The 20,113-nt window shown below is 60.9% G+C and carries 15 protein-coding genes and 1 pseudogene; 11 read left to right on the top strand and 5 right to left on the bottom strand.

Annotated elements, in window-relative coordinates:
* Positions 1-146: 146 nt before the first annotated feature.
* The gene (locus ABD002_RS12120; protein WP_343791425.1) at positions 147-737 is read left to right on the top strand and encodes a hypothetical protein; all 591 of its coding nucleotides are present in this window, start codon (positions 147-149) and stop codon (positions 735-737) included.
* A 65-nt stretch (positions 738-802) separates the two neighbouring features.
* Positions 803-1,363: a hypothetical protein gene (locus tag ABD002_RS12125; RefSeq protein WP_343791427.1), complete on the top strand. Its 561-nt coding sequence runs from the start codon at positions 803-805 to the stop codon at positions 1,361-1,363.
* 85 nt (positions 1,364-1,448) lie between these two features.
* On the opposite strand, the gene ABD002_RS12130 is transcribed toward ABD002_RS12125, so the two are convergent.
* The 3 genes from ABD002_RS12130 to ABD002_RS12140 form a co-directional block, all read right to left on the bottom strand.
* Entirely contained in the window at positions 1,449-2,450 is a 1,002-nt protein-coding gene (locus tag ABD002_RS12130) for a hypothetical protein (RefSeq protein WP_343791429.1), read from the bottom strand.
* A gap of 320 nt (positions 2,451-2,770) precedes the next feature.
* Positions 2,771-3,823 carry a hypothetical protein gene (locus ABD002_RS12135; protein ID WP_343791431.1) on the bottom strand — a complete coding sequence of 351 codons (1,053 nt, stop codon included), beginning with the start codon at positions 3,821-3,823 and terminating at the stop codon, positions 2,771-2,773.
* Between the two features lie 920 nt (positions 3,824-4,743).
* Positions 4,744-5,769, bottom strand: a complete 1,026-nt coding sequence (locus ABD002_RS12140; RefSeq protein ID WP_343791433.1) for a Vgb family protein — start codon at positions 5,767-5,769, stop codon at positions 4,744-4,746.
* Between the two features lie 230 nt (positions 5,770-5,999).
* On the opposite strand from ABD002_RS12140, the gene ABD002_RS12145 reads away from it, so the two are divergent.
* The 7 genes and pseudogenes from ABD002_RS12145 to ABD002_RS12175 all read left to right on the top strand — a co-directional run.
* A complete protein-coding gene (locus tag ABD002_RS12145; RefSeq protein WP_343791435.1) occupies positions 6,000-6,632 on the top strand; it encodes an ECF-type sigma factor in 633 nt (210 codons plus the stop codon).
* The gene (locus ABD002_RS12150) at positions 6,629-8,968 is read left to right on the top strand and encodes a protein kinase domain-containing protein (RefSeq protein ID WP_343791437.1); all 2,340 of its coding nucleotides are present in this window, start codon (positions 6,629-6,631) and stop codon (positions 8,966-8,968) included. Before ABD002_RS12145 ends, ABD002_RS12150 begins: the two co-directional genes overlap by 4 nt.
* Positions 8,969-9,296: 328 nt before the next feature.
* Entirely contained in the window at positions 9,297-9,689 is a 393-nt protein-coding gene (locus ABD002_RS19705; protein WP_425545129.1) for a DUF4158 domain-containing protein, read from the top strand.
* A gap of 58 nt (positions 9,690-9,747) precedes the next feature.
* On the top strand, positions 9,748-10,131 hold the full coding sequence (locus tag ABD002_RS12160) for a BlaI/MecI/CopY family transcriptional regulator (RefSeq protein ID WP_343791439.1): 384 nt from the start codon (positions 9,748-9,750) through the stop codon (positions 10,129-10,131).
* Positions 10,132-10,136: 5 nt separating this feature from the next.
* A complete protein-coding gene (locus tag ABD002_RS12165) occupies positions 10,137-11,639 on the top strand; it encodes a M56 family metallopeptidase (protein ID WP_343791441.1) in 1,503 nt (500 codons plus the stop codon).
* Between the two features lie 104 nt (positions 11,640-11,743).
* A complete protein-coding gene (locus tag ABD002_RS12170) occupies positions 11,744-12,838 on the top strand; it encodes a S41 family peptidase (protein ID WP_343791443.1) in 1,095 nt (364 codons plus the stop codon).
* A 455-nt stretch (positions 12,839-13,293) separates the two neighbouring features.
* Positions 13,294-13,545 (top strand): annotated as a pseudogene (locus ABD002_RS12175) (hypothetical protein); the annotation flags it as partial.
* Between the two features lie 289 nt (positions 13,546-13,834).
* Here ABD002_RS12175 and ABD002_RS12180 read toward each other — a convergent pair.
* Positions 13,835-14,113, bottom strand: a complete 279-nt coding sequence (locus ABD002_RS12180) for a carboxypeptidase regulatory-like domain-containing protein (protein WP_343791445.1) — start codon at positions 14,111-14,113, stop codon at positions 13,835-13,837.
* A 300-nt stretch (positions 14,114-14,413) separates the two neighbouring features.
* Positions 14,414-15,049 carry a hypothetical protein gene (locus tag ABD002_RS12185; RefSeq protein ID WP_343791447.1) on the bottom strand — a complete coding sequence of 212 codons (636 nt, stop codon included), beginning with the start codon at positions 15,047-15,049 and terminating at the stop codon, positions 14,414-14,416.
* Between the two features lie 499 nt (positions 15,050-15,548).
* Here ABD002_RS12185 and ABD002_RS12190 point away from each other — a divergent pair, with 499 nt between their 5' ends.
* The gene (locus ABD002_RS12190) at positions 15,549-18,242 is read left to right on the top strand and encodes a beta strand repeat-containing protein (protein WP_343791449.1); all 2,694 of its coding nucleotides are present in this window, start codon (positions 15,549-15,551) and stop codon (positions 18,240-18,242) included.
* A 376-nt stretch (positions 18,243-18,618) separates the two neighbouring features.
* The gene (gene pdxR / locus ABD002_RS12195) at positions 18,619-20,094 is read left to right on the top strand and encodes a MocR-like pyridoxine biosynthesis transcription factor PdxR (RefSeq protein WP_343791451.1); all 1,476 of its coding nucleotides are present in this window, start codon (positions 18,619-18,621) and stop codon (positions 20,092-20,094) included.
* Positions 20,095-20,113 lie beyond the last annotated feature (19 nt).

The following is a 20,113-nucleotide window of genomic DNA, read 5'->3' on the forward strand; positions in this document are numbered from 1 at the left end:
GCCGAGTTTGAAGCCCAGTGCGCCTAACCAACGAGTGTCCACTTTTTCGTAGGAACTCTCCGACTGCGGGTCGGTTGCGTTAGCATGTTGCGCACCGCGGCCGCCGCCGCTTAGCGCAGGCCGTTAGACCTAGGCCAAGCATCCCTATGCCACGAAAGAAAAGCGTCAAACACTCGGCTGACGATTTCAAGACTGAGGTCAATAAGATCACTAGTTTCCTCGCATCTGTATCCACCGGGCAAACAGACGAGCATGTGACTTGGCTTCACAACTACGCCATCATCCGGCTATACAAAGAGTTCGAGGGACTAATGCTCGACGCGCTCGTCGGGGCCGTAAATAACGACACCTCAACGCTGGCGGCCACAACAGACGTGGAGTTTCCACAGCACCTAACGGACGAAGTGTGCGAGTTCCTGATAACCGGCACCGGGTACTTCGACTTCAAGGGACGCTCTGGTCTCATCAAGACTCTCAAGTCGTTTGTCCCAGATGCACACTATTTAGTTACTGCGGTAAAGAAGCCTGCATACAAAACCACCCTAGAGCAGCTTACAACTCTACGCAATTTTGCAGCCCATGAAAGCAGCTCTTCTAAGCGCGCCGCTATAGAGGCAATTGGTGCAACGAGGCTCTCGTCAAGCGGATCTTGGCTAAAGCGGCAGGGGCGATTCACCACAATAGCGAATCAACTAAAGGCTCTTGCCACCGACATTCATGCCAATGCCCCATACTAGGTCCAACAATTCATTCAAGCCGACGCCGCTTCGCGGCGTGGCTTAGTTCAGACGTTAGGCAGCGCATGACTGCTTCTCTTCCTGCAACTCTCTTACAGCTATGGAGCCTTACGGGTCGCAGCCCCTCCCACTCGGCTGCGGATTGGAATCACTTCTTCGATCCAATTGGGCTCATCCTGCTGGCCCCGGCAGCAAAGAACAACTATTGGTGCACGCCTCTTAACTCTTTTACATTTGCCGCAACTGGCGGTGATGGGGTCCACTACGGCCTTGTGAACACAGGTAGCGGGTTCACAGATTTCTCGCCTGTTGTAATGACGGTCCCTATGTGCGACACACCAAACCTCATCGTAGGCGCGAACTTGAAAGAGTTCCTGTCCCTTGGTTGTCGGTTCGGCTACTTTGCACTTGAGCAACTTATCTACAATCGCGAGCGCACCATTAGGGAGCTTGCCACTGGTCAGTTTGATCCGGAGCAAGAAGAGAAGGAGCGCCGGCTGCTCAAGAGCATAACGGAGGCTTTCAATCTCAAGCCGTGGGCAAATCCAGCCGCACGCCTTGAGGAGCTTGCAGTTGCTTTTACTGCAACCCTGCAACTGCCAGAAGCTTCCGAAAGTGCTGCCTAACTATTCGCTCAAGCGGACCGCTGCGGATGGGCTGCGGTAGGGCGAATGTCGGTACAGCAAGTTTTCGAAGCCTCATAGCGCGAAACTATCCCCCGAACGCTCTTGTAGCTCGATCAATCCGATCCTGGTGCGTATATTCCGCAGGGTTCAGCGGCGTTTGTAGCACATGCTCTAGCAGTTTCTTCTTAAGGGCCGTTGGAATAAGGCCCGCGTCTGCTGGCCGTTTCTGGTGAAACGTCCACCCACCGACGAGGCGCGCCGCTCCTTCGAGCTGATTCGCATCCAGATTGGTCGACTGCACCGTTGCGACAATGTCTCCTGTCGAATAGTCCAGCAGCAGCTTCTCAGCGACTTCCTCGTATGCCGGGAATCCAGACCACGGACCTGCTCCTGACCCATACCACTCGAGCAGCTGCAATATGCGCGTGTGCTCGTCGCCGACTTCTTTCTCGAAAGCCTCTCGAATCGCAGCCAGATCTGGTCCCATCGGTAACGTCATCGTCACCCAGTAGGGACGGATTGCTTTTGGGATCGCGTCCACCCAACGCTTTTCGGCAGCAGTCCGTCGAGCGGCCTGTTCTCGCTCCTTATCTTCCGACCAGGATTGAGACGCCGGTACATTTGCATCAGCAAGCAGCTTGTTGAGTACGCTTGCAGACCCGGTGGCGCCAATCGAGGCGACCTGAGCATCGTCGCGATACACCTCAAGCTGGTGACACGCATAACACAGGAGAAAATCGTAAACGTGCCCGTCTGAAACGATCCTCAAGGCGTGTCGTGGATCAAAGCACGTTGCGATTCGGCCATCCCAGGCAGCGGTCGCCGATTTGAACGCGCCGCGTGCGGTCGCCGTGTGTGATTCATCGAGTTCCGTTTTCCCAAGTACCTTGTAACCGTGGAACGTGACTTCGACTTTGCTCGGTCGCTCCCATGGCTCGAGGGAATAGAGAACGATTTGCTTGGCGGATTCGAGTGCCCGACTCGCATCTGCCGGAAGGGCGTTGTCTCTCGCCTCCGCCACGGCGACGGGCACAAGCAAAGCCAAGAACATCAAAACTGTGCGAATAGTGATCATGATCTGCTGCAAGCAAGACTCATCGTTGTAATCTGACAGTAACCCGTCGCCACAGCCGCCGCCAGATCAAAGCATAGGAAGGCAAGCAGCGCGGACGGAAGGCCATAGTGGAGGTTCGGCCACGCACCACCATCGAGAATGACGGCGCTGCTCTCAGCTTCCGCAATTGGGTCGAATGCCCTCAAGAGGGTTCTAACGACCTAGGCCGCTTCTGGCGGATGCTCTGGGATGGCTATCGAGATATCGCCGAAGGAATTTCTCAGTCCAGCGATGGTCTTCGGCAGCTAACGTCGAGCTACGTGCGGTCGCGTGCGTCCGCCGGCGTTGCCTGGTCAATACCCCATGCAACTCTGATGGGCCTGATGGTCGTAGGCGGCTCGCGACTCGAATTGGGCGGTGTAGCTGTCCTTAGGCGGCAAGGGTGTTCCTTTATAAAGCCACGCCCTACTCGATGCTGAAGTGGCCATTGGTAGGTGTTGGCTCCAGCACCAGTCGATGAGTTCGGGCGTGTTGAGAACTCCCAGCTGAATGCCCGAGCCAGGCAGCAACAGATCGGTTTCACGTGCGAGGTTGCTAAAACAGCTCACGCTGCACGACTCGATCGCACTCGTCGGGATCGTCACGACGCTCATTCCGACTGCGTTGGAAGTGGGCTGCAGTTGTATGCCGGAGTCACTCATTCGAAGCGAAAGCGTCGAATTGAAATGGCTCAATGAAATTTGTCCATGATTGCTGCTCAACGTCACCTGCAGCGCGAGTTTTTCCGTCGATGGCCAAGCCGATTGGCCGCCAAACGAGCGCTCCAAGTCTTTATATTCCGCAGAGGGCACGGCTACCGGGTCCGGCGGTGGCTGCGACACATGATCGAAAGCATCCGTCGAACTCCAATGGGCTCCGAGAACCCGCAGGGGGCGGTCCGAGCTCAGATCGATTGAGGCGATCTCGGTGCCCTTCGGCGGGCTTTGATTGCACTCCCATTTCAGGCACGAGTACATTGTGCCTCGGCCGGCCCCATTCGGGCTGAAAGACCACCCGCCGCACTTCCACTCGTAGTCCTTGCCGTCGCGTGCGTGCAGCACAGCCAAAAGATGGGCGCCACCTTTCAGCTTCGCGTACTCCGCGTTGAAGTCGTTCACATCCTTCGCGTCCGTCGCATCCTTGGCGTCGTTCGAAAGCGTAACGCATAAGTCAGTCGTTACACCCAGCACCTTTATTGATCCATCTGTCGAGAGGCGTGTAGGCTTCGTGTCGAGCACTATTGGCTTGTCGGAAAGCACGATGCGATGGTCATTAAAGCCAAGAAGAAGGCTAGGCAACCGATCGCAGCCGACCAGTACGATAGCGAGCAGAGCAAGCCCAAGCACCAATCGCACGTTTCCGTTCATTGCGGTCGCGCTACATTCCGTTATTCGAAGCGCCCACATTACCGTAAAAGGCAAGGCGAATGGCAGCTTCTCGACGCATGATATGACCACCAACCGACCGGGGTTGGCCGGGAGGCGGCGGTTGGGAAGCCCCATGTCGTTACGGACCGACTTGGTCAGCGTTAACAGAGCCGGTGGCAATCCCGGAGCGTCCTCTTCAGAGTTGCCCGTCAGTTTTCAGCAGCCAAACCCCGGTGTCTGCACGGTCTCCCTGGGCGCCGCGAGCACCTGTACCATTGCCGCCAATCCAGCGGGTAACTCCAACTACATGCGGCGATAGCGGCGCCACCCGACTACGTCAAAGCGCAACGTTGGCGGGGTCTGGCACCGCGCCCTGTTAAAGGCGTAACCGGTCACCGCCCTGGCCAACTTATGCCTTCACACCGTGGCCAACTTATGCCTTCACGCACACTTGTGTGTGCAGGCAGTTTTCGGCGGGCGATTCAGTGCGCGCAACCCCTCTGCCCCAGGGTCTGCACGGAGAGCGCAGTGCTGATTGAGCACAACCTGTTGATTTCCGTCGAGAGCTTTACCAGTGATCAGAAAAACTGTGGCCGCACCCCGGGTTACCACATGTGGAGGCGCTGCCCTCATATCCTTGGCAGTTACATCCGGATTTAGAGCATGCTTGGTATCCGCACCGAAGCGGCGGCGACGATTCGTCGGCAATAACTCCATCTATACCCGGCGCTTTGACGTTATCTCTCTCAAATGCTGCGTCGGCGTAGCTTTGCACACTAGAAGTGCAGCGAGTAACGACCTGCGTGTTCATCTGAAAATCTCCTTCATGTGATTGGGCTGGCCTAACATGCTCGACGCGAACACACGGTGACGCCGCCCCGTGCGAGCATTGACGGGGCCCGTGATTCGATAACTCGGAATCACGGACCGTCGAAGCCATTGGCGAAGATCAAATCAATCCGCCCGATCCGGCTGCCGCCATTTTCCGTGAACCACAGGTTGCGATCGGGACCGACCGTGATGCCGACAGGTTGCGCGGCGGCGCTAATACCGTCGCTGAACTCGGTGACGATGCCGAGCGGGGTAATCCGACCGATCTTGTTGCCAGAGCCAGAGTTGGATTCTGCGAACCACAGGTTGCCATCGGGGCCGGCCGTGATGCCCCTGGGACTTGCGCCGGAGGCGATGCCGGCGCTGAACTCGGTGACGACGCCGAGCGGGGTAATCCGCCCGATCCGGTCGCCGAGGTATTCCGTGAACCACAGGTTGCCGTCGTTGCCAGCCGTGATGCCCTCAGGGTACGCGCCGGCGCTGATGCCGGCGCTGAACTCGGTGACATCGCCGCTTAGCGGGTTAATCCGCCCGATCCGTTGGCCGCTCTGTTCCGTGAACCACAGGTTGCCATCGGGGCCGACCGTGATGCCTATGGGACTTGAGCTGGCGCTGATGCCGACGCTGAACTCGGTGACGACGCCGCTCGGGGTAATCCGACCGATCCGGTTGCCGCTGAAGAAGTTATTTTCCGTGAACCACAGGTTGCCGTCGGGGCCGGCCGTGATGCCGTCAGGACCCGCGCCGAAGGTGATGCCGGCGCCGAACTCGGTGACGACGCCGCTCGGAGTAATCCGACCGATCCGGTCGACGCCATATTCCGTGAACCACAGGTTGCCATCAGGGCCGGCCGTGATGTCGTCAGGATATGCGCTGGCGCTGATGCCAGCGCTGAACTCGGTGACGACGCCGCTCGGGGTAATCCGACCGATCCGGTTGCCGTTATATTCGGTGAACCAAAGGTTCCCATCGGGGCCGGCCGTGATGCCGTCAGGGTACGCGCCCATGCTGAGGCTGAACTCGGTGACGACGTACGCCTGCGCGACGCCGGACAGCAAACACAGCGACACCAGTACGAGAAACGGACTGAATCGAACCCAGCGCAGCAATTGCATGGCAGTTCTCCAATATATGTGGGGGGTTACCCACATGGCGCAAAACCGCGCCGCCGTGTGTCATGCACAGGACAGAAATCGGAAGAAGGAGAGGAGATTGGCGAAGCCGTCCTTGCGAGGAGGGCGAGTCATCTACATCAGCATGGGCAGCGGGCGGTCCGAATCCGCTGCGATGTAGCGCTATGACGGGGTATCTTGCGGCTGCGGTTCGACACGAATCGGACAAATCGATGACCTGCCCAGCCTCTGTCTTCGATAAGCTCAGCGCGCACGGGGCTTCATGGCGTTTCTCTAAAGTGACGGCAATGACTGAAACCACCCCCATCACCCAGCTGTTGCGCCAGTTGGCGGCTGGTGACGTGTCCGCGAACGAACAACTGTTGCCACTGGTGTATGCCGAATTGCGCGCGCTGGCGGCGCAGCGCCTGCGATCCGAGCGCGCGGGCTACACGCTGTCGCCCACCGCGTTGGTGCACGAGGTGTACCTGCGTTTTGCAGACGATGAATCATTCGCGCCAGCCGATCGTCGTCAGTTTTATGCCGTGGCCGCACGCCGCATGCGGCAGATACTGGTGGATCACGCACGCCATCGCGATGCGGAGCGGCGCGGCGGCGATTTGCAACGCGTCACCTGGTCGGCGCTGGATGAACTGGGCAGCAGCGCTGGCATCGATTCGCTCGCGCTGGATCAGGCGTTGACGCAACTGGAAGCGATGGATGCACGCAAGGCGCATGTGGTGGAGCTGCGCTATTTCGCCGGATTGGAGATGGATGAGATCGCCGCACAGTTGCAGATTTCACGCGCCACCGCGCAGCGCGATTGGGAAGTCGCACGCAGCTTTTTGTACCGGGCGCTGACATGACTCTGTCGCGTGCGCTGGCTCTGTTTGAGGCCGCACTGGCGCTGCCACCGGATCACCGCGAGGCATTTCTGCACGCGCACGCCGACGACGCGGCACTGCTGATCGAGGTCGAATCATTGCTGGCCTCCCACCAGGCCAGCGTCGGATTTCTAGAGTCCGTTCCAGAGATTTTTCAGCAACGCACACTGGGTGCCTATCGGTTGCTGAAACCGCTTGGCGCGGGCGGTATGGGCCGCGTTTATCTGGCGGAGCGCGCCGATGGCGCGTTCGATCAGCAGGCGGCGATCAAGGTGCTGGCCAGCACGCTTGCCGACGCCGATTCGGTGCGCCGCGCCGAGGCCGAGCGTAATTTTCTGGCGCGACTGGAACATCCGCATATCGCTCGCATCATGGATGGCGGCAGCACGCCCGAGGGCCAGCCCTACGTGGTGATGGAGTACGTCGATGGCCAGCCCATCGATCAGTATTGCCAGGCACAGCGGCTGGATTTGCGCGCGCGCATTTTGCTGTTTTTGCAGGTGCTCTCAGCAGTGGAGGCCGCCCATCGCGCGCTGATCGTGCATCGCGACATCAAGCCCGGCAACATTCTGGTGACCCACGCAGGCCAGACCAAACTGCTGGATTTCGGCATTGCCAAATCGCTCGACGGCAGCGTTGCAGGCGGTGCAACGCAGGGTCAGCGCGGGCCGCTGACGCCGGATTACGCCAGCCCCGAGCAGCTTGCGGGCCGTCAACTGACCACCGCCTGCGATGTCTATTCGCTGGGTCTGGTGTTGTACGAACTACTGACCGGCCACCGTGCGCATGTGCGCACTCATCGCACGCTCGCGGAAATCGAACATGCTATTACTTCGCAGCCGCCGTCGCTGCCTTCGGGCAATCTGGATGCGCAGAAGTTGTCGATCTCCCAACGCGAGCAGCGTGACTGGCGACGACGATTGGCGGGCGATCTGGATCGCGTGCTGCTAAAAGCATTGGAACCCGAACCGACGCAACGCTATGGTTCGGCGCAGGTGTTTGCCGATGACCTGCAGCGCTGGCTGGATGGCCGACCGGTGGCGGCACGCGCCGCCGGTACACTGGATCGAGCGCGCAAGTTTGTCAAACGCAATCGGCTGGCCGTGAGCGCCGCTGCCGCCATTCTGTTGTCGCTGTCGATTGGCCTGCTGCTGGCCGCCGAGCAGGCGAGAATCGCCCGCGCTCAGGCCGACAGCGCGCGGCTCGCCAACCGGTTTTTGATCGACATGATTGGCAATGCCGATCTGCTGGTCAGCGGCCACATGCCCAGCCTGATGGATGCATTGGATCGCGCCGCGCCAACGATCCCCGAGCGTCTGGCCGGCCAACCACAACTGGAGGGCGAGGTGCGCCTGGCGCTGGGCCACGCCTATCTGTCGCTTGAGAAACTGGACGCCGCAGGCGCGCAACTGCGGCCGGCCGAAGCGCTGCTAAAGACCTGTGCGTGCCCCTCGTACGCTGACGCGCAGATGCAGTTGGCCATTCTGGATTGGTGGGCGGGGCACGACGCCGAGGCCGAGCGCAAGATGCAATCTGCGATTTCGCTTCTGGACGCCAATCCCCAAACCAGCGATGCGCTGGCAAGCGCGTTGAACACCTACGCCGCGCTGCTCAATGATATGGGCCGCTTCAACGATGCGATTGCGATCATTGAACGCACGCAGCGACTGATCGACGCCGGTGCACCGATCAGCGCGCGCGAACGCGCCGGCTTGCTGGGCAATCTGGGCTATGCCCGCGATGGATTGGGCCAGGTCGATGCGGCCATCAGCGCGCACACGGCAGCGCTGCACGCATTTGAGCAGGCGCTACCGTCAGTGCACCCGGATATTGCCGTCAGCCTCAACAATCTGGCGATGGCGCTGCAAACCGCTAGCCGCCGCGATGAAGCGCTGGCGGCGTTTCGCCGCTCGCTTGAAATTCGCCGCGCGTTTGCCGGTGCTGACAACTCAATGACGGTGAAAGCGCAAACCAATCTAGCGGTGTTTTTGGCAGACAGCGGCCAGCACGATGAAGCGCGCACGATGATTGCCGAGGCACTGGCCCACGCCACCAAGGCCTACGGTCCCGATCGCGTTGCCTTGGCCAACACGTATGCTGCTGCCGCACGGGTGGCGATGGCCACCAACGATGCCGCAAGCGCTATCGAACAGGCCAACACCGCATTGGCGCTATACGCCAAGGCAGAAACCGTCGATCCACACTATCCGGAGCGCGCCCGTGCCACGTTGGCGCAAGCGCAAGCCCAAGCCCAAGCCCAAGCCCAACACGCACCGGAGCGGACACACACCCAAAAGCAACTGAGTGCTGGCAAATAGCAGGGCAGTCTCAAACATTTGCTTGGGATGCGCCGCACCTGTACTTCACCGTACGCGAACCATTTCCGGGCCAGACCACGCAGGCGAGTCTGGTTTTCGGGCAGGTGAAAGAGGGTCAGCCGCTGCGATTGGTTTCGCAGATGCCCGACCAGTCGTCAGGCGAAGCTCGCGAGTGAAGAGGCGATGCAGCATGCCCTCGTTGAGGGCATTCCGCTGGCGGCGGGCGTTCTCTATCCGGTTTTCTGTCTGCTCTTGAGCCCAATGATCGCGGCACTCGCAAGAGCACGGACGGCAATCTCCGCACCGGCTACAGAACGCCGGCGCGACTTTGTCACTTCAAATAGCGTTTCTGACCCAAGAACAACGCGATGGCTTCGGGCGTTATGTCGACGCGCCAAGCCGTGAAGAGCTCGAGCGATATTTCCACCTGAGCGACGACGACTACAAGATCCTCAAGCCGCTACGCCCCAAACTGCTCCACTCGAAAGTGGACTACAAAGCCGAGATCGCATTCTCGTTAGCGAACGCGAACTCTCGACCCCTTTCTGCCGTTCACGAACGGCAGGTTTCGCGAAAGCTAACGGCAGAACGCGTTGGTCTGCGCGGGATCCTGTCCGACCTGCCGGTGCTCACAAGGGATTCAGTTCGGTCGTCGGACTTGCGCATCGCGCGAAGTCCCATTCGCCAGCGCATCCGCGACCTGTTGGCAGGCGTCTGTTGACAAAATACTAATACTATAGTACTAATATTGCAGTAGAAGGCCTAGAGAGCGTCCATTGATGTCCGCCCCTCATCCAACTGAACGCGAATTGGCGATCCTCCGCGTGCTGTGGAGCCGCAATACACCGGCTACCGTACACGAGGTTCACGACGTTCTTTTGCGCAACAAGGATACGGCTTATACGACCGTACTGAAGATCCTGACCATCATGAGCGAGAAGGGACTGGTGCGTCGGGACGAATCCGAACGCATGCACCGTTTTGTCCCCGTGCATGCCGAGCCGGTGGTGCAGTCATCCCTGTTGAAGGACCTGATGCGCCGCGCGTTCTCTGGTTCGGCATTGAAACTCGTGCAGCGGGCCCTGGACGACGACACCGCCAGCGACGAAGAGCTCGACGCGATCGCTAAGCTTATCGCCAAAGCCAAGGCAAAGCGGAAGTGAGATAGATGGACACGCTGTGGAACGCCCAATACGCCATTGCCCCGGCCTTCGCGAATGCACTTCTGAATTCGCTGTGGCAAGACGCGCTGCTCGCGTTGCTCGCGACAGCGAGTTTTTCCGTGCTCGAACGACGCAGCGCAGCGCTTCGTCATGTCGTGGGAATGGTCTTTCTGCTGGCCATGGTGGTAGCACCGTTTCTGAGCTTTGCGATTTCCTGGGAGGAACCTGGGACGACGCTGAACATCGGCTTCCTCCCAGCCGTGTCCGGGCCGCGACTGAATGCGACGACCGGTGTTTTCTTGCAGGAATCCAATGGCGTTGCCGTTGCGATGTCGCTGCTGTGGCTGCTGGGCGCGGCGCTGATGCTCGTGCGACAGCTGGGTGGCTTGCGGCTGATCAGAACTCTTGACCGGCAAGCATTCCATGAGCTGCCGCCCGTTTGGCAGCGCCGTGTCCAGGCCTTGCAGCAAGTCCTGGGCATTTCGCGCACGGTGGCGGTTCGCCTGGCGGACAACGTGGTCTCGCCGTTTTCCGCCCGCTTTTTCCGTCCGGTCATCTGGCTGCCGGTGTCGATGCTGACGCAGTTGGCGCCGGATCAGGTCGAGGCCTTGCTGGCCCATGAACTCGCGCACATCCGCCGTGCGGATTGGCTGTGGAACGGGCTGCAATGCGTAGCCGAGTCCTTGCTGTTCTTTCATCCGGCTGCGTGGTGGTTGAGTCGGCGCATTCGGCAGGAACGCGAACATGCCTGTGATGATCTGGCAGTGGGCGCAAATGGGAACGCCATTGCCTTGGCCGAGGCGCTCGCAGCATTGGAGCGTCAACGTCTCCCTTTTCCGCAACTTGTACTCGCAGCCCATGGAGGCTCACTCATGCAACGCATCACCCGTCTGTTGTCCGGACCACCTTCACGCCCTCGCTGGCGTGTGCCGGTTGGTCTGTTCGTATTGCTGTGCTCCGGCACCTTGCTTGCCGCTGGCATTGTTCTGCCAAACCACAAGCTGCCCAATCTGAAAATCGAGTCGTCGACCGATGGTGCACTCGCTCCAGGGGACTTTCGCGCGATCACCGCCGATGGCCTCGACAAGCGGCGCTACTATCGGATCAGTATGGATGGGCAAGATCGCCCCATCGAGATCTACACGGAAGACCAGCAGGCCAAACCTATCGATGGCAAGGTGCGCACCTGGCTGAGTGAAGTAACGAAGTTGAGTGCTCCCCCGGAAATGCCAATCATGCCGGTGATGCCTGAGGGCTTGTTCGATAAGGTCACTTCGGATGCGCGCGTGACGGCGATGTTGGGAAGTCCGATCGAGGTCTCGGCGGATTCGGTGCACGGCAACCTGGATGTCTGGGGAGCGGACAACTCCAGCGGCGAAGCCGGGCTTACCGTCATCGTGTCCGGTCCCAAAGGCCGCGCGCGGGTCAGTTTCTCCGGCGAGCGTCACGATGGCGTCTGGCAAGTTTCAACACTAAGCATCAACCCAGCCGTCGGCGCTGCTCAATGAGGGCGAAAACGAGACAGCACTGTATCCAACGACAGTGGCGATGCGCCGTTGCTTTTTTTTAATCAGAACTACTAACGTATTAGTAGTCAACTCGAGGGATACCCATGAACAAGTTTCAATTTCTCACAGCGTCCTTGCTGCTGGGGCTCAGCCGCGCAAGCGTCGCCCTGGCAGAGGATCAGACTCCCCCCGCCATCGGCAACACTGAGCGCAAGGAAGTCATCGAAGCCCTGGCCAGACAATTGCGAACCAACTACGTCTTCCCGGACGTGGCGAAACGACTGGCGACAACGCTTGCAGACAAGCAAGCGAAAGGCGACTACGCGGCGGCGAAAACCGCAAACACGTTCGCCGAAGCGCTGACGCATGACCTGCGCGACCTGGGCAAGGACGGCCATTTCGTGGTGGGCTTTGATCCTGAGTTTCACCCCCCAGCAGCACAAGCCTCGACCCCAGGCAAAGAGGAAGTCGCCCGGGAGCGCAAGGAGATCACCGACGCCGCTTTCGGTATTCAGCGGCTGGAGCGACTACCGGGCAACGTCGGCTATCTGGAGCTGCGCAGTTTTGGTCCGACGGAATTCGTTGGCGCCGCATACTCTTCGGCAATGTCGCTGCTCTCGGGCACGGATGCGCTCATCATCGATTTGCGCCGCAATGGTGGTGGCGAGCCGAACAGTGTGGCCAACCTGCTAAGTCACTTCTTTGCCGAGGGTGACGAGCGCCACCTCAACGATATCTACTCGCGCCCGGAAAACACCACGCATCAGTACTGGACCAATCCGAGCGTTGGCGAACGCTACGTCAAGCCGGTCTATGTGCTGACCTCCGCCCGCACCTATTCCGGTGGCGAGGAATGCGCCTACGACTTTCAGACGCAAAAGCGCGCGATCCTGGTTGGCGAAACCACCGGCGGTGGCGCCAATCCGGGACTACCGGTCGCACTTGGGCACGGCTTTGCGGCCTTCATCCCGAGTGGGAGGGCGATCAATCCCCTGACCCACACCAACTGGGAACATGCCGGTGTGAAACCGGACATCGCCGTCCCTGCGGCAAAGGCCGAGCAAACCGCCTATGCCGCCATCCTCCGCACACTTCTTGCCAGCTCGACTGATTCGGAGCAACGCGAAGAACTCCAGCACGATCTGGCCAATGCGGAAAGAGGGGAAAGCGATCCGCCGAACTACTTGCCGCACCAGTAGGCACCGTTCCTCCGCCTCGGCCGATTCTGCCAAGGCGGAGGAACCCACCCAGCAGGGCGCAGGTAGGTATTCGGCCTCGTGGTGAGCATTCGGACCATCATGGACTCCGCGAAACCGTCGCCAATCGTCCCACCCGCACCGCACCGCGCGACGCGTCAATTCTAGAGTTGCTGTTGTGAAAAGATTCGCCACTATTTGGAGCGCCGCTTGCGGGAAGCCAGTTTGGGGTAACGTCCGTCAGGAGTTGGCCGACTGCGGACCGATGACGGCGCAAGCCGGCAGACCAAGAGATCAGACTGTCGACGGTAAGGGGAGCACTTTGGGGTGGCCACAAGCGGAGCACTTTGGGTGGCCGCCGGGGGTCAGCTTGCCTTCGTCGCTCGATTGCAGGTACCCATCATGAGTTGGAGAACGATAGTGGTTAGCAAGAACACAATTCGCCTAGGCACAATGAGGCCTTCTCATTTCAGGTTGCGACCGACGATCAGGCAGGCGGAAACCGATCGCCTGTGGGACGCGATCGTCAGCAACGGCGGCCAGGAAGCGCTCGCGGCTGGTGCAAGGACAAGTGGCGCCGGTCGTGGCAGATCACGCCACGGGTCCTCACGGAAGCAATCACCGATCCAGATCGTGCGGCTAGCGTTCGTTCGTGCCGGTTGAGAGCGGCTGGTATGGGTCGACAGCGGAAGCCAGCCCCGACTGTATAAACATCCAAGCATTCACCCTCACTTGCATCAGCTATAGCCGTCGGGCCGAGAGAGGGTTTTCAGTCGGTTCTGGCGTCAGGTCGAAAGTGCGAAGGAGCAAGTTTGGCCAACTTATGCCTTCACACCGCGGCCAACTTATGCCTTCACGCACAGCGTTGACTACGAGGCATAAGTTGTCCGAGAGGACAGCAAACCCAGATCAAATGCTGGCGCGACGCAGAATCTCCGTGGCAAATGTCATGAACTCTTGTATGGCGTATCTCGACTGGGCATGGTGTGCGAGCGCCGGCTACCGCATCCCAGAATCGCAAATGATCGCCACGCGGGCGATCTGGTTCGCGCGGACCGTGGCCTCGACCGCTTCGCAACGCGGCAACACGGCGCGTTGAACATCGACCCGGATCTCATATGTGCCCGCGGGCACAGCCACCGTGAACTGCCCTTGCGCATCGGTGGTCGCGTGAGCCACGACGCTACCCTGGACGTCGCGTAGCTGCACCATCACGCCCCGATAGGGGACTGCGTCCGGCTCGCCGGCACGCTGCGGCCCAGGGCGAGCGGGCGACATGCTCACCGTTCCGCTCACTCCAGTGAAGTTACTCGCACCCATGCAGGGCAATGCCAACACAGCCATCGCGCCGGCGCCTAGCACATACACGCGCATTCCATGCCACATGAGATCGACTCCGGTAGTTGGGATGGCGACGCGCCAACGCCGCGCACAACCTTATGCTGCAATCATTGTCATTTCTCATAGCCCCGGCGGCCACCTTAAAGTGCGCCACCTGTGGCCGGGTCAAAATGCTCCACCGCTGGCGTTAGTGATGGTAGGTATGAGCTTCCGTTGTCGACCCCCTGCCAACATTCGTCAGCGTCCGCTATTGGGCCCCGTCGGCAGCAGCCGCAGCGTTTTCTCGTCAAATAGCGGATCGTCCTGTCCCACGCGCACGAACATCACGCGGTGCGCGTTGTTGCCCGGCTGCGTCTCGAAATACTGAATGCCGTCGGGTGCGTCGCCCCAGTCGCCGCACGCAGGGTCGGGCACGCCATCATCGGCGGCGTTCTTCTTGTCCATTTCCTTCTGATAAGCGGCATTCGGCAGAAAGGTATACCTTTTTACACTTGGGGGCACGACTTCCTGATAGCCGTGATACGGCTTCAGTTCGCAGCGCTTGACGAGGGTCTTGTCCGGCGTGTGTTGGTCGAAAATGCGCTTGAGGCCCGCCTCGATCGACTCGTCCTTGTTCAGATCGAACGTCTCGATCAGTGCCGCCGGCTCGCCGCCGTCGGAAAAGCGCTCCATCAGGGCATTGCCTTTGACGAAATGGTCAATCTTGCGATCGTGGTAGCCGCAGCGCTCCACCCACAGCGCCAGGCCCAGCTTTTCGTCGTTGATCTGCTCCCACTTGCAGTCCTTGTCGGCCGCGCGCGAAGGCTTGTCGGATTTCGCCGCATGCGCCGCTAGCGGCAGGGTGAGTACGAGTAGCAGCAGGAATTTCTTCATGACGACCTCATTCAAGGAATCAGTGTGAAATCTGCGCACCGTGGGTACTCAATGTTGCGCGCTAGGAGGAGACCGTTGCCAGGCTGCGCGTGATCGGGGCTCATCAGGGAGGGATGCTCGTGGGCACCCACTCGTGAAGGCAGAGCAAAACCGTTCCATCCGAGTCGAGGATTTGACCGAAGTCGTCATGGGCGGGAGCCGTCTCCGGCAGGCCAAGTAGTGACTGGTACCATCTGAAGCTACTAGGCACATCGCCAACCTCGATGATCGTCCACGTGCGCCTCATGGCGTCCTCGCGCGGCATAACGATCGAGCTAAGCGGCGGCGGCCGCAGCGAGCGTCAGCTTACAACCGACCCGGTGCGGAAGTTCGTGACCGGCTGCTGTCGGGGAATCAATTGCTTAGGAACCCTGCCAGGCGACCTTGCGTTTTTCCGGCCGCTGAAAGATCGTACCTATCACAAACAATGAACTGCGACGCGCTTTCGAGAGGGGTGTCCATGGAAATCGAGTTTCGGATGTGGCGCCAGTTATCCACACTGGCGTTAGGCCTTTGCGCGAGTTTGTCATCCCTCGCGGATACCACCGCGTTTACGGTCGCAGCCGCCACCAAGGGTACGAGCAGCAGCCCCGTCACGATGCTGTTTCCGGTGACGCGCAGCGGCGACATTGGCTACGAGGCAGTACTGAGCTACCACACGGTCAATGGCACTGCGGCGGCGGGGCTCGACTACGACGCCGCAACCCCAGGCAGCGTTGTAGTCCCCGCAGGATCCAGCGCCAACATTCCGGTGACCATCGCCGCCTATCCTTCTGGCGGGCCCGACAGAACGTTCCAGGTGGTGCCGGACTCTGCGACCGGTATTGGGCCGACGCCCGGTTTTGCTGCCCAGCAGACCTTCGGCGCGGGAGCGCGTCCCCTGTTCGTCACTGGCGTAGATGTCAATGGCGACGGCAAGCCCGACCTGATCGTGGCGAACAACTTCGGCAACACCGTTTCGGTGCTGCTCAACACCGCCACCCCCGGCGCCGCCACGAGCTTTGCCACTCAGCAGACGTTCGCCACGGGGGCGCTTCCCTATTCCGTCGCCGTCGCCGATGTCAACGGCGACGGCAAGCCCGACCTGATCGTGGCGAACTACGGCGACAATACCGTTTCGGTGCTGCTCAACACCACCGCCCCCGGCGCGGTCATGCCGAGCTTTGCGACCCAGCAGACGTTTGCCACGGGCGCGCATCCCTTTTCCATCACCGCCACCGATGTCAACGGCGACGGCAAGCCCGACCTCATCGTGGCCAACTCCGGCGGCAACTCCGTTTCGGTGCTGCTCAACACCACCGCCCCCGGCGCCGCCACTGCGAGCTTTGCGACCCAGCAAGCGTTTGCCGCGGGCTTGCATCCCTTTTCCGTCACCGCCACCGATGTCAACGGCGACGGCAAGGCCGACCTGATCGTGGCGAACTACGGCAGCAACTCCGTTTCGGTGCTGCTCAACACCACCGCCTCCGGTGCGGTCACGCCGAGCTTTGCCATCCAGCAGACGTTCGCCACGGGCGCGGCCCCCTATTCCGTCACCGCCACCGATGTCAACGGCGACGGCAAGCCCGACCTGATCGTGGCGAACAACAACGGCAACACCGTTTCGGTGCTGCTCAACACCACCGCCTCCAGCGCGACCACGCCGAGCTTTGGCGCCCAGCAGACGTTCGCCGCGGGATCGGGTCCCATTTCCGTCACCGCCACCGATGTCAACGGTGACGGCAAGCCCGACCTGATCGTGGCGAACTACGGCGGCAACTCCGTTTCGGTGCTGCTCAACAAGACCGCCCCTGGCGCCCCCACGGCGCGCTTTGCCATCCAGCAGGCGTTCGCCGCCGGAGCAGGCGCCGTTTCTGTCAACGCCACCGATGTCAATGGCGACGGCAAGCCCGACCTGATCGTGGCGAACGGCAACGACAACACCGTTTCGGTGCTGCTCAACACCACCGCCCCCGGGGCCACGCCAAACTTTGCCACCCAGCAAACCTTCACCGCGGGCACGCATCCAAATTCCGTCACCGCCACCGATGTCAACGGCGACGGCAAGCCCGACCTGATCGTGGCGAACGGCAACGACAACACCGTTTCGGTGCTGCTCAACACCACCGCCCCCGGTGCGGCCACACCGAGCTTTGCCACCCAGCAGACATTCGCCACCGGCGTGGCTCCCCACTCCGTCACCGCCGCTGATGTGAATGGTGATGGCAAACCCGATCTGATCGTGGCGAACACCGACGACAACACGGTTTCGGTGTTGCTCAACACCACCGCCCCCGGTTCGGCCATGCCGAGCTTTGCCACCCAGCGGACGTTCGTCACAGGCGGTGGTCCCGAATCCGTGATCGCCGCCGATGTCAACGGCGATGGCAGGCCCGACCTGATCGTGGCGAACTACAGCGGCGCCGTCTCGGTACTGCTCAATACCACCGCGCCGGGCGCCGCCTCATCGAGCTTCGCTACCCAACAAACCTTTGCGTCGGGATCGAGTTCGAATTCTGTTGCCGCTGCCGACGTCAACGGCGACGGCAAGCCTGACCTCGTTGTGGCAAATCGCCTCGACCATGCGGTCTCTGTGCTGCTCAACACCACCGCCTCGGGCGCCACGACGCCGAGCTTCGCCACGCAGCAAACGTTCGCCACAGGATCGATTCCTGCTTCTGTGACCGCTGCTGATATCAACGGGGATGGCAAACCCGACCTGATTGCGGCGAACTTCGGCGGCAACTCCGTTTCGGTGCTGCTCAACACCACCGCCCCCGGTGCGGCCACGGCGAGCTTTGCCACCCAGCAGACGTTCGTCACCGGACTGGCTCCCTTCTCCGTCACCGTCGCCGATGTCAATGGCGACGGCAAGCCCGACCTGATCGTGGCAAACGACAACGACAACACCGTTTCGGTGCTACTCAACACCACCGCCCCCGGGGCCGCCACACCGACCTTCGCCACCCAGCAGACGTTCGCCACGGGCGCGTCTCCCAACTCCATCGTCGTCGCCGATGTCAATGGCGACGGCAAGCCCGACCTGATCGCGGCGAACTATGCCGACACCACCGTTTCGGTGCTGCTCAATGCACAGTATCTAGGGATTCCCTCAGCAAGTCCGGCCACCGGCACCATCGTGCACGACTACATTTTCGCGAACGGATTCGAATAATTCGGCGGGCAGTTCCGGCGCGGCGCGAGGATGAATTGGCGGCGCTCGCGATGCGCTCGATCCCGGGTCGACCATGCGCCGCGCCGCGGACAAGCGCGGCGGAAACGGCGTGCAGGTCAGCTGGTGTGACTACGCGAGCAGATACCCTGCCTTGACGAGCGGAAGCTCACGAATGCGACGGCCGGTCGCTGCAAACAAGGCGTTGACCAGAGCGGGGGCGAACGGCCCCACAGCTTCTTCCCCAACACCCCCGGGCGCTTCGGCGCTGCCCATTTCATCGGATCCACCTCGGTTTTGTCGGCATACCCTTCCAAGGTATTCTGCAAGTGGCCCATGTTAAAAGGGCCACCTTGTAGAAATATGGGTGGGGCGCTTTATGGATCCGTTGTTCGAGATCGAGATGGAACGCCCCATCCCGGGATCGCGGGACGCCGGCCGCTTCCTCTATCGTCAATTGAAGGACGCCATCCAAGATGGCCGCCTCGCTGCCGGTACCCAGCTGCCCGCAGGCCGCAAATCGGCTGCATTCTTCGGCGTTTCACGCAACACCGCGGCCGAAGTCTATGACCGATTGTCGAATGAGGGCCTCGTCGTCGCCCGCCATGGCTCGGGCACCTATGTCGCCGATCTACCCCCGGAACCCGCATCGTTACCTTCGCCGGCCAGCACGTACCGGCTGAATACCTTCTGGCTCCAAGAGGATGTGACCACGGCCATGGGGTTCTGGCGCGACGATTTGTCGGTCGTCCCGCGCGCCGAGACGGTGATGGACTTTCGTCCCGCCTTGATCGATCCCCGCCTGTTCCCGTTCGACGTCTATCGTCGCGTCAGTGCCAAGCAGTTGCGCGGTCTGGAGAAGAAGCCCGCTGCGTACAAAAGTCCGCAAGGCAATCAGGGCAATTTTCATCTGCGGGAGGCCATCACCAACCATATCGCCCTGACCCGCGCCGTGGTCTGTCGTTCCGACGACGTCGTTGTCACAGCGGGCGCACAGCAGGCCTTCGATCTTTTGGCGCGCATCCTGGTGACGCCGGGCGAGACCGTGGTGGCCGTCGAGGACCCCGGTTATCCGCCGATGCGCGTCGCCTTTGCTGCCGCCGGCGCGCGGATCGTGCCGGTGGAAGTGGATGAAGAGGGGCTGGTCGTCGACGGCTTGCCGGCTAGTGTTGGAGTCATCTGCGTCTGCCCATCGCATCAGTTTCCGTTGGGCATCACCATGTCGAAGCGCCGTCGCGCCGCATTGGTGGATTTCGCTCGCCGGCACGCGTCGGTCATCGTCGAGGATGACTACGACGGCGAGTTCCGGTTTGGCGACAACCCGCTGCAATCGCTGCGCGCCAGCGATGCGGCGGATGTCGTGTTCTACGTGGGCACCTTTTCGAAGTGCATGCTGCCGTCCCTCCGTCTCGGTTTCGTCGTTGTGCCGGACTGGGCGCGACGCACCTTGGTTGCGGCGAAGAACTGTCTCGACTGGCATTGCTCGACGCCACTGCAGACCGGCGTGTCCGCGTTCATCGCAGAAGGGCATCTGGCGCGCCACGTCCGTAAGATGCGCCAGATCTACAGCAGGCGACGCCAGCTGCTGTATGCGCTGCTGAGGCGAGACTTTTCGGACTGGCTGGAGCCGATTCCCTCGCTGTACGGCATGCACGTTGCCGCCTGGGCTCGGGACGGAGTCGATCTGGACGCTGCTATTCAAGCCCTTGCGGGGCGCTCCGTGAAGATCCATACGCTCGGACGCTATCACTTGAGGCAGTCGCCCCGCTCGGGACTCGTGTTCGGCTACGGCGCGGTTGATCTGCCCGAGATCGAACGCGGTCTCGCTGCGCTACGAGGGGTGCTGGTGCAATGAGGCCGCATGGCGCCTGGAC

Source organism: Dokdonella soli (assembly GCF_039523175.1).
Lineage (GTDB): Bacteria > Pseudomonadota > Gammaproteobacteria > Xanthomonadales > Rhodanobacteraceae > Dokdonella_A > Dokdonella_A soli.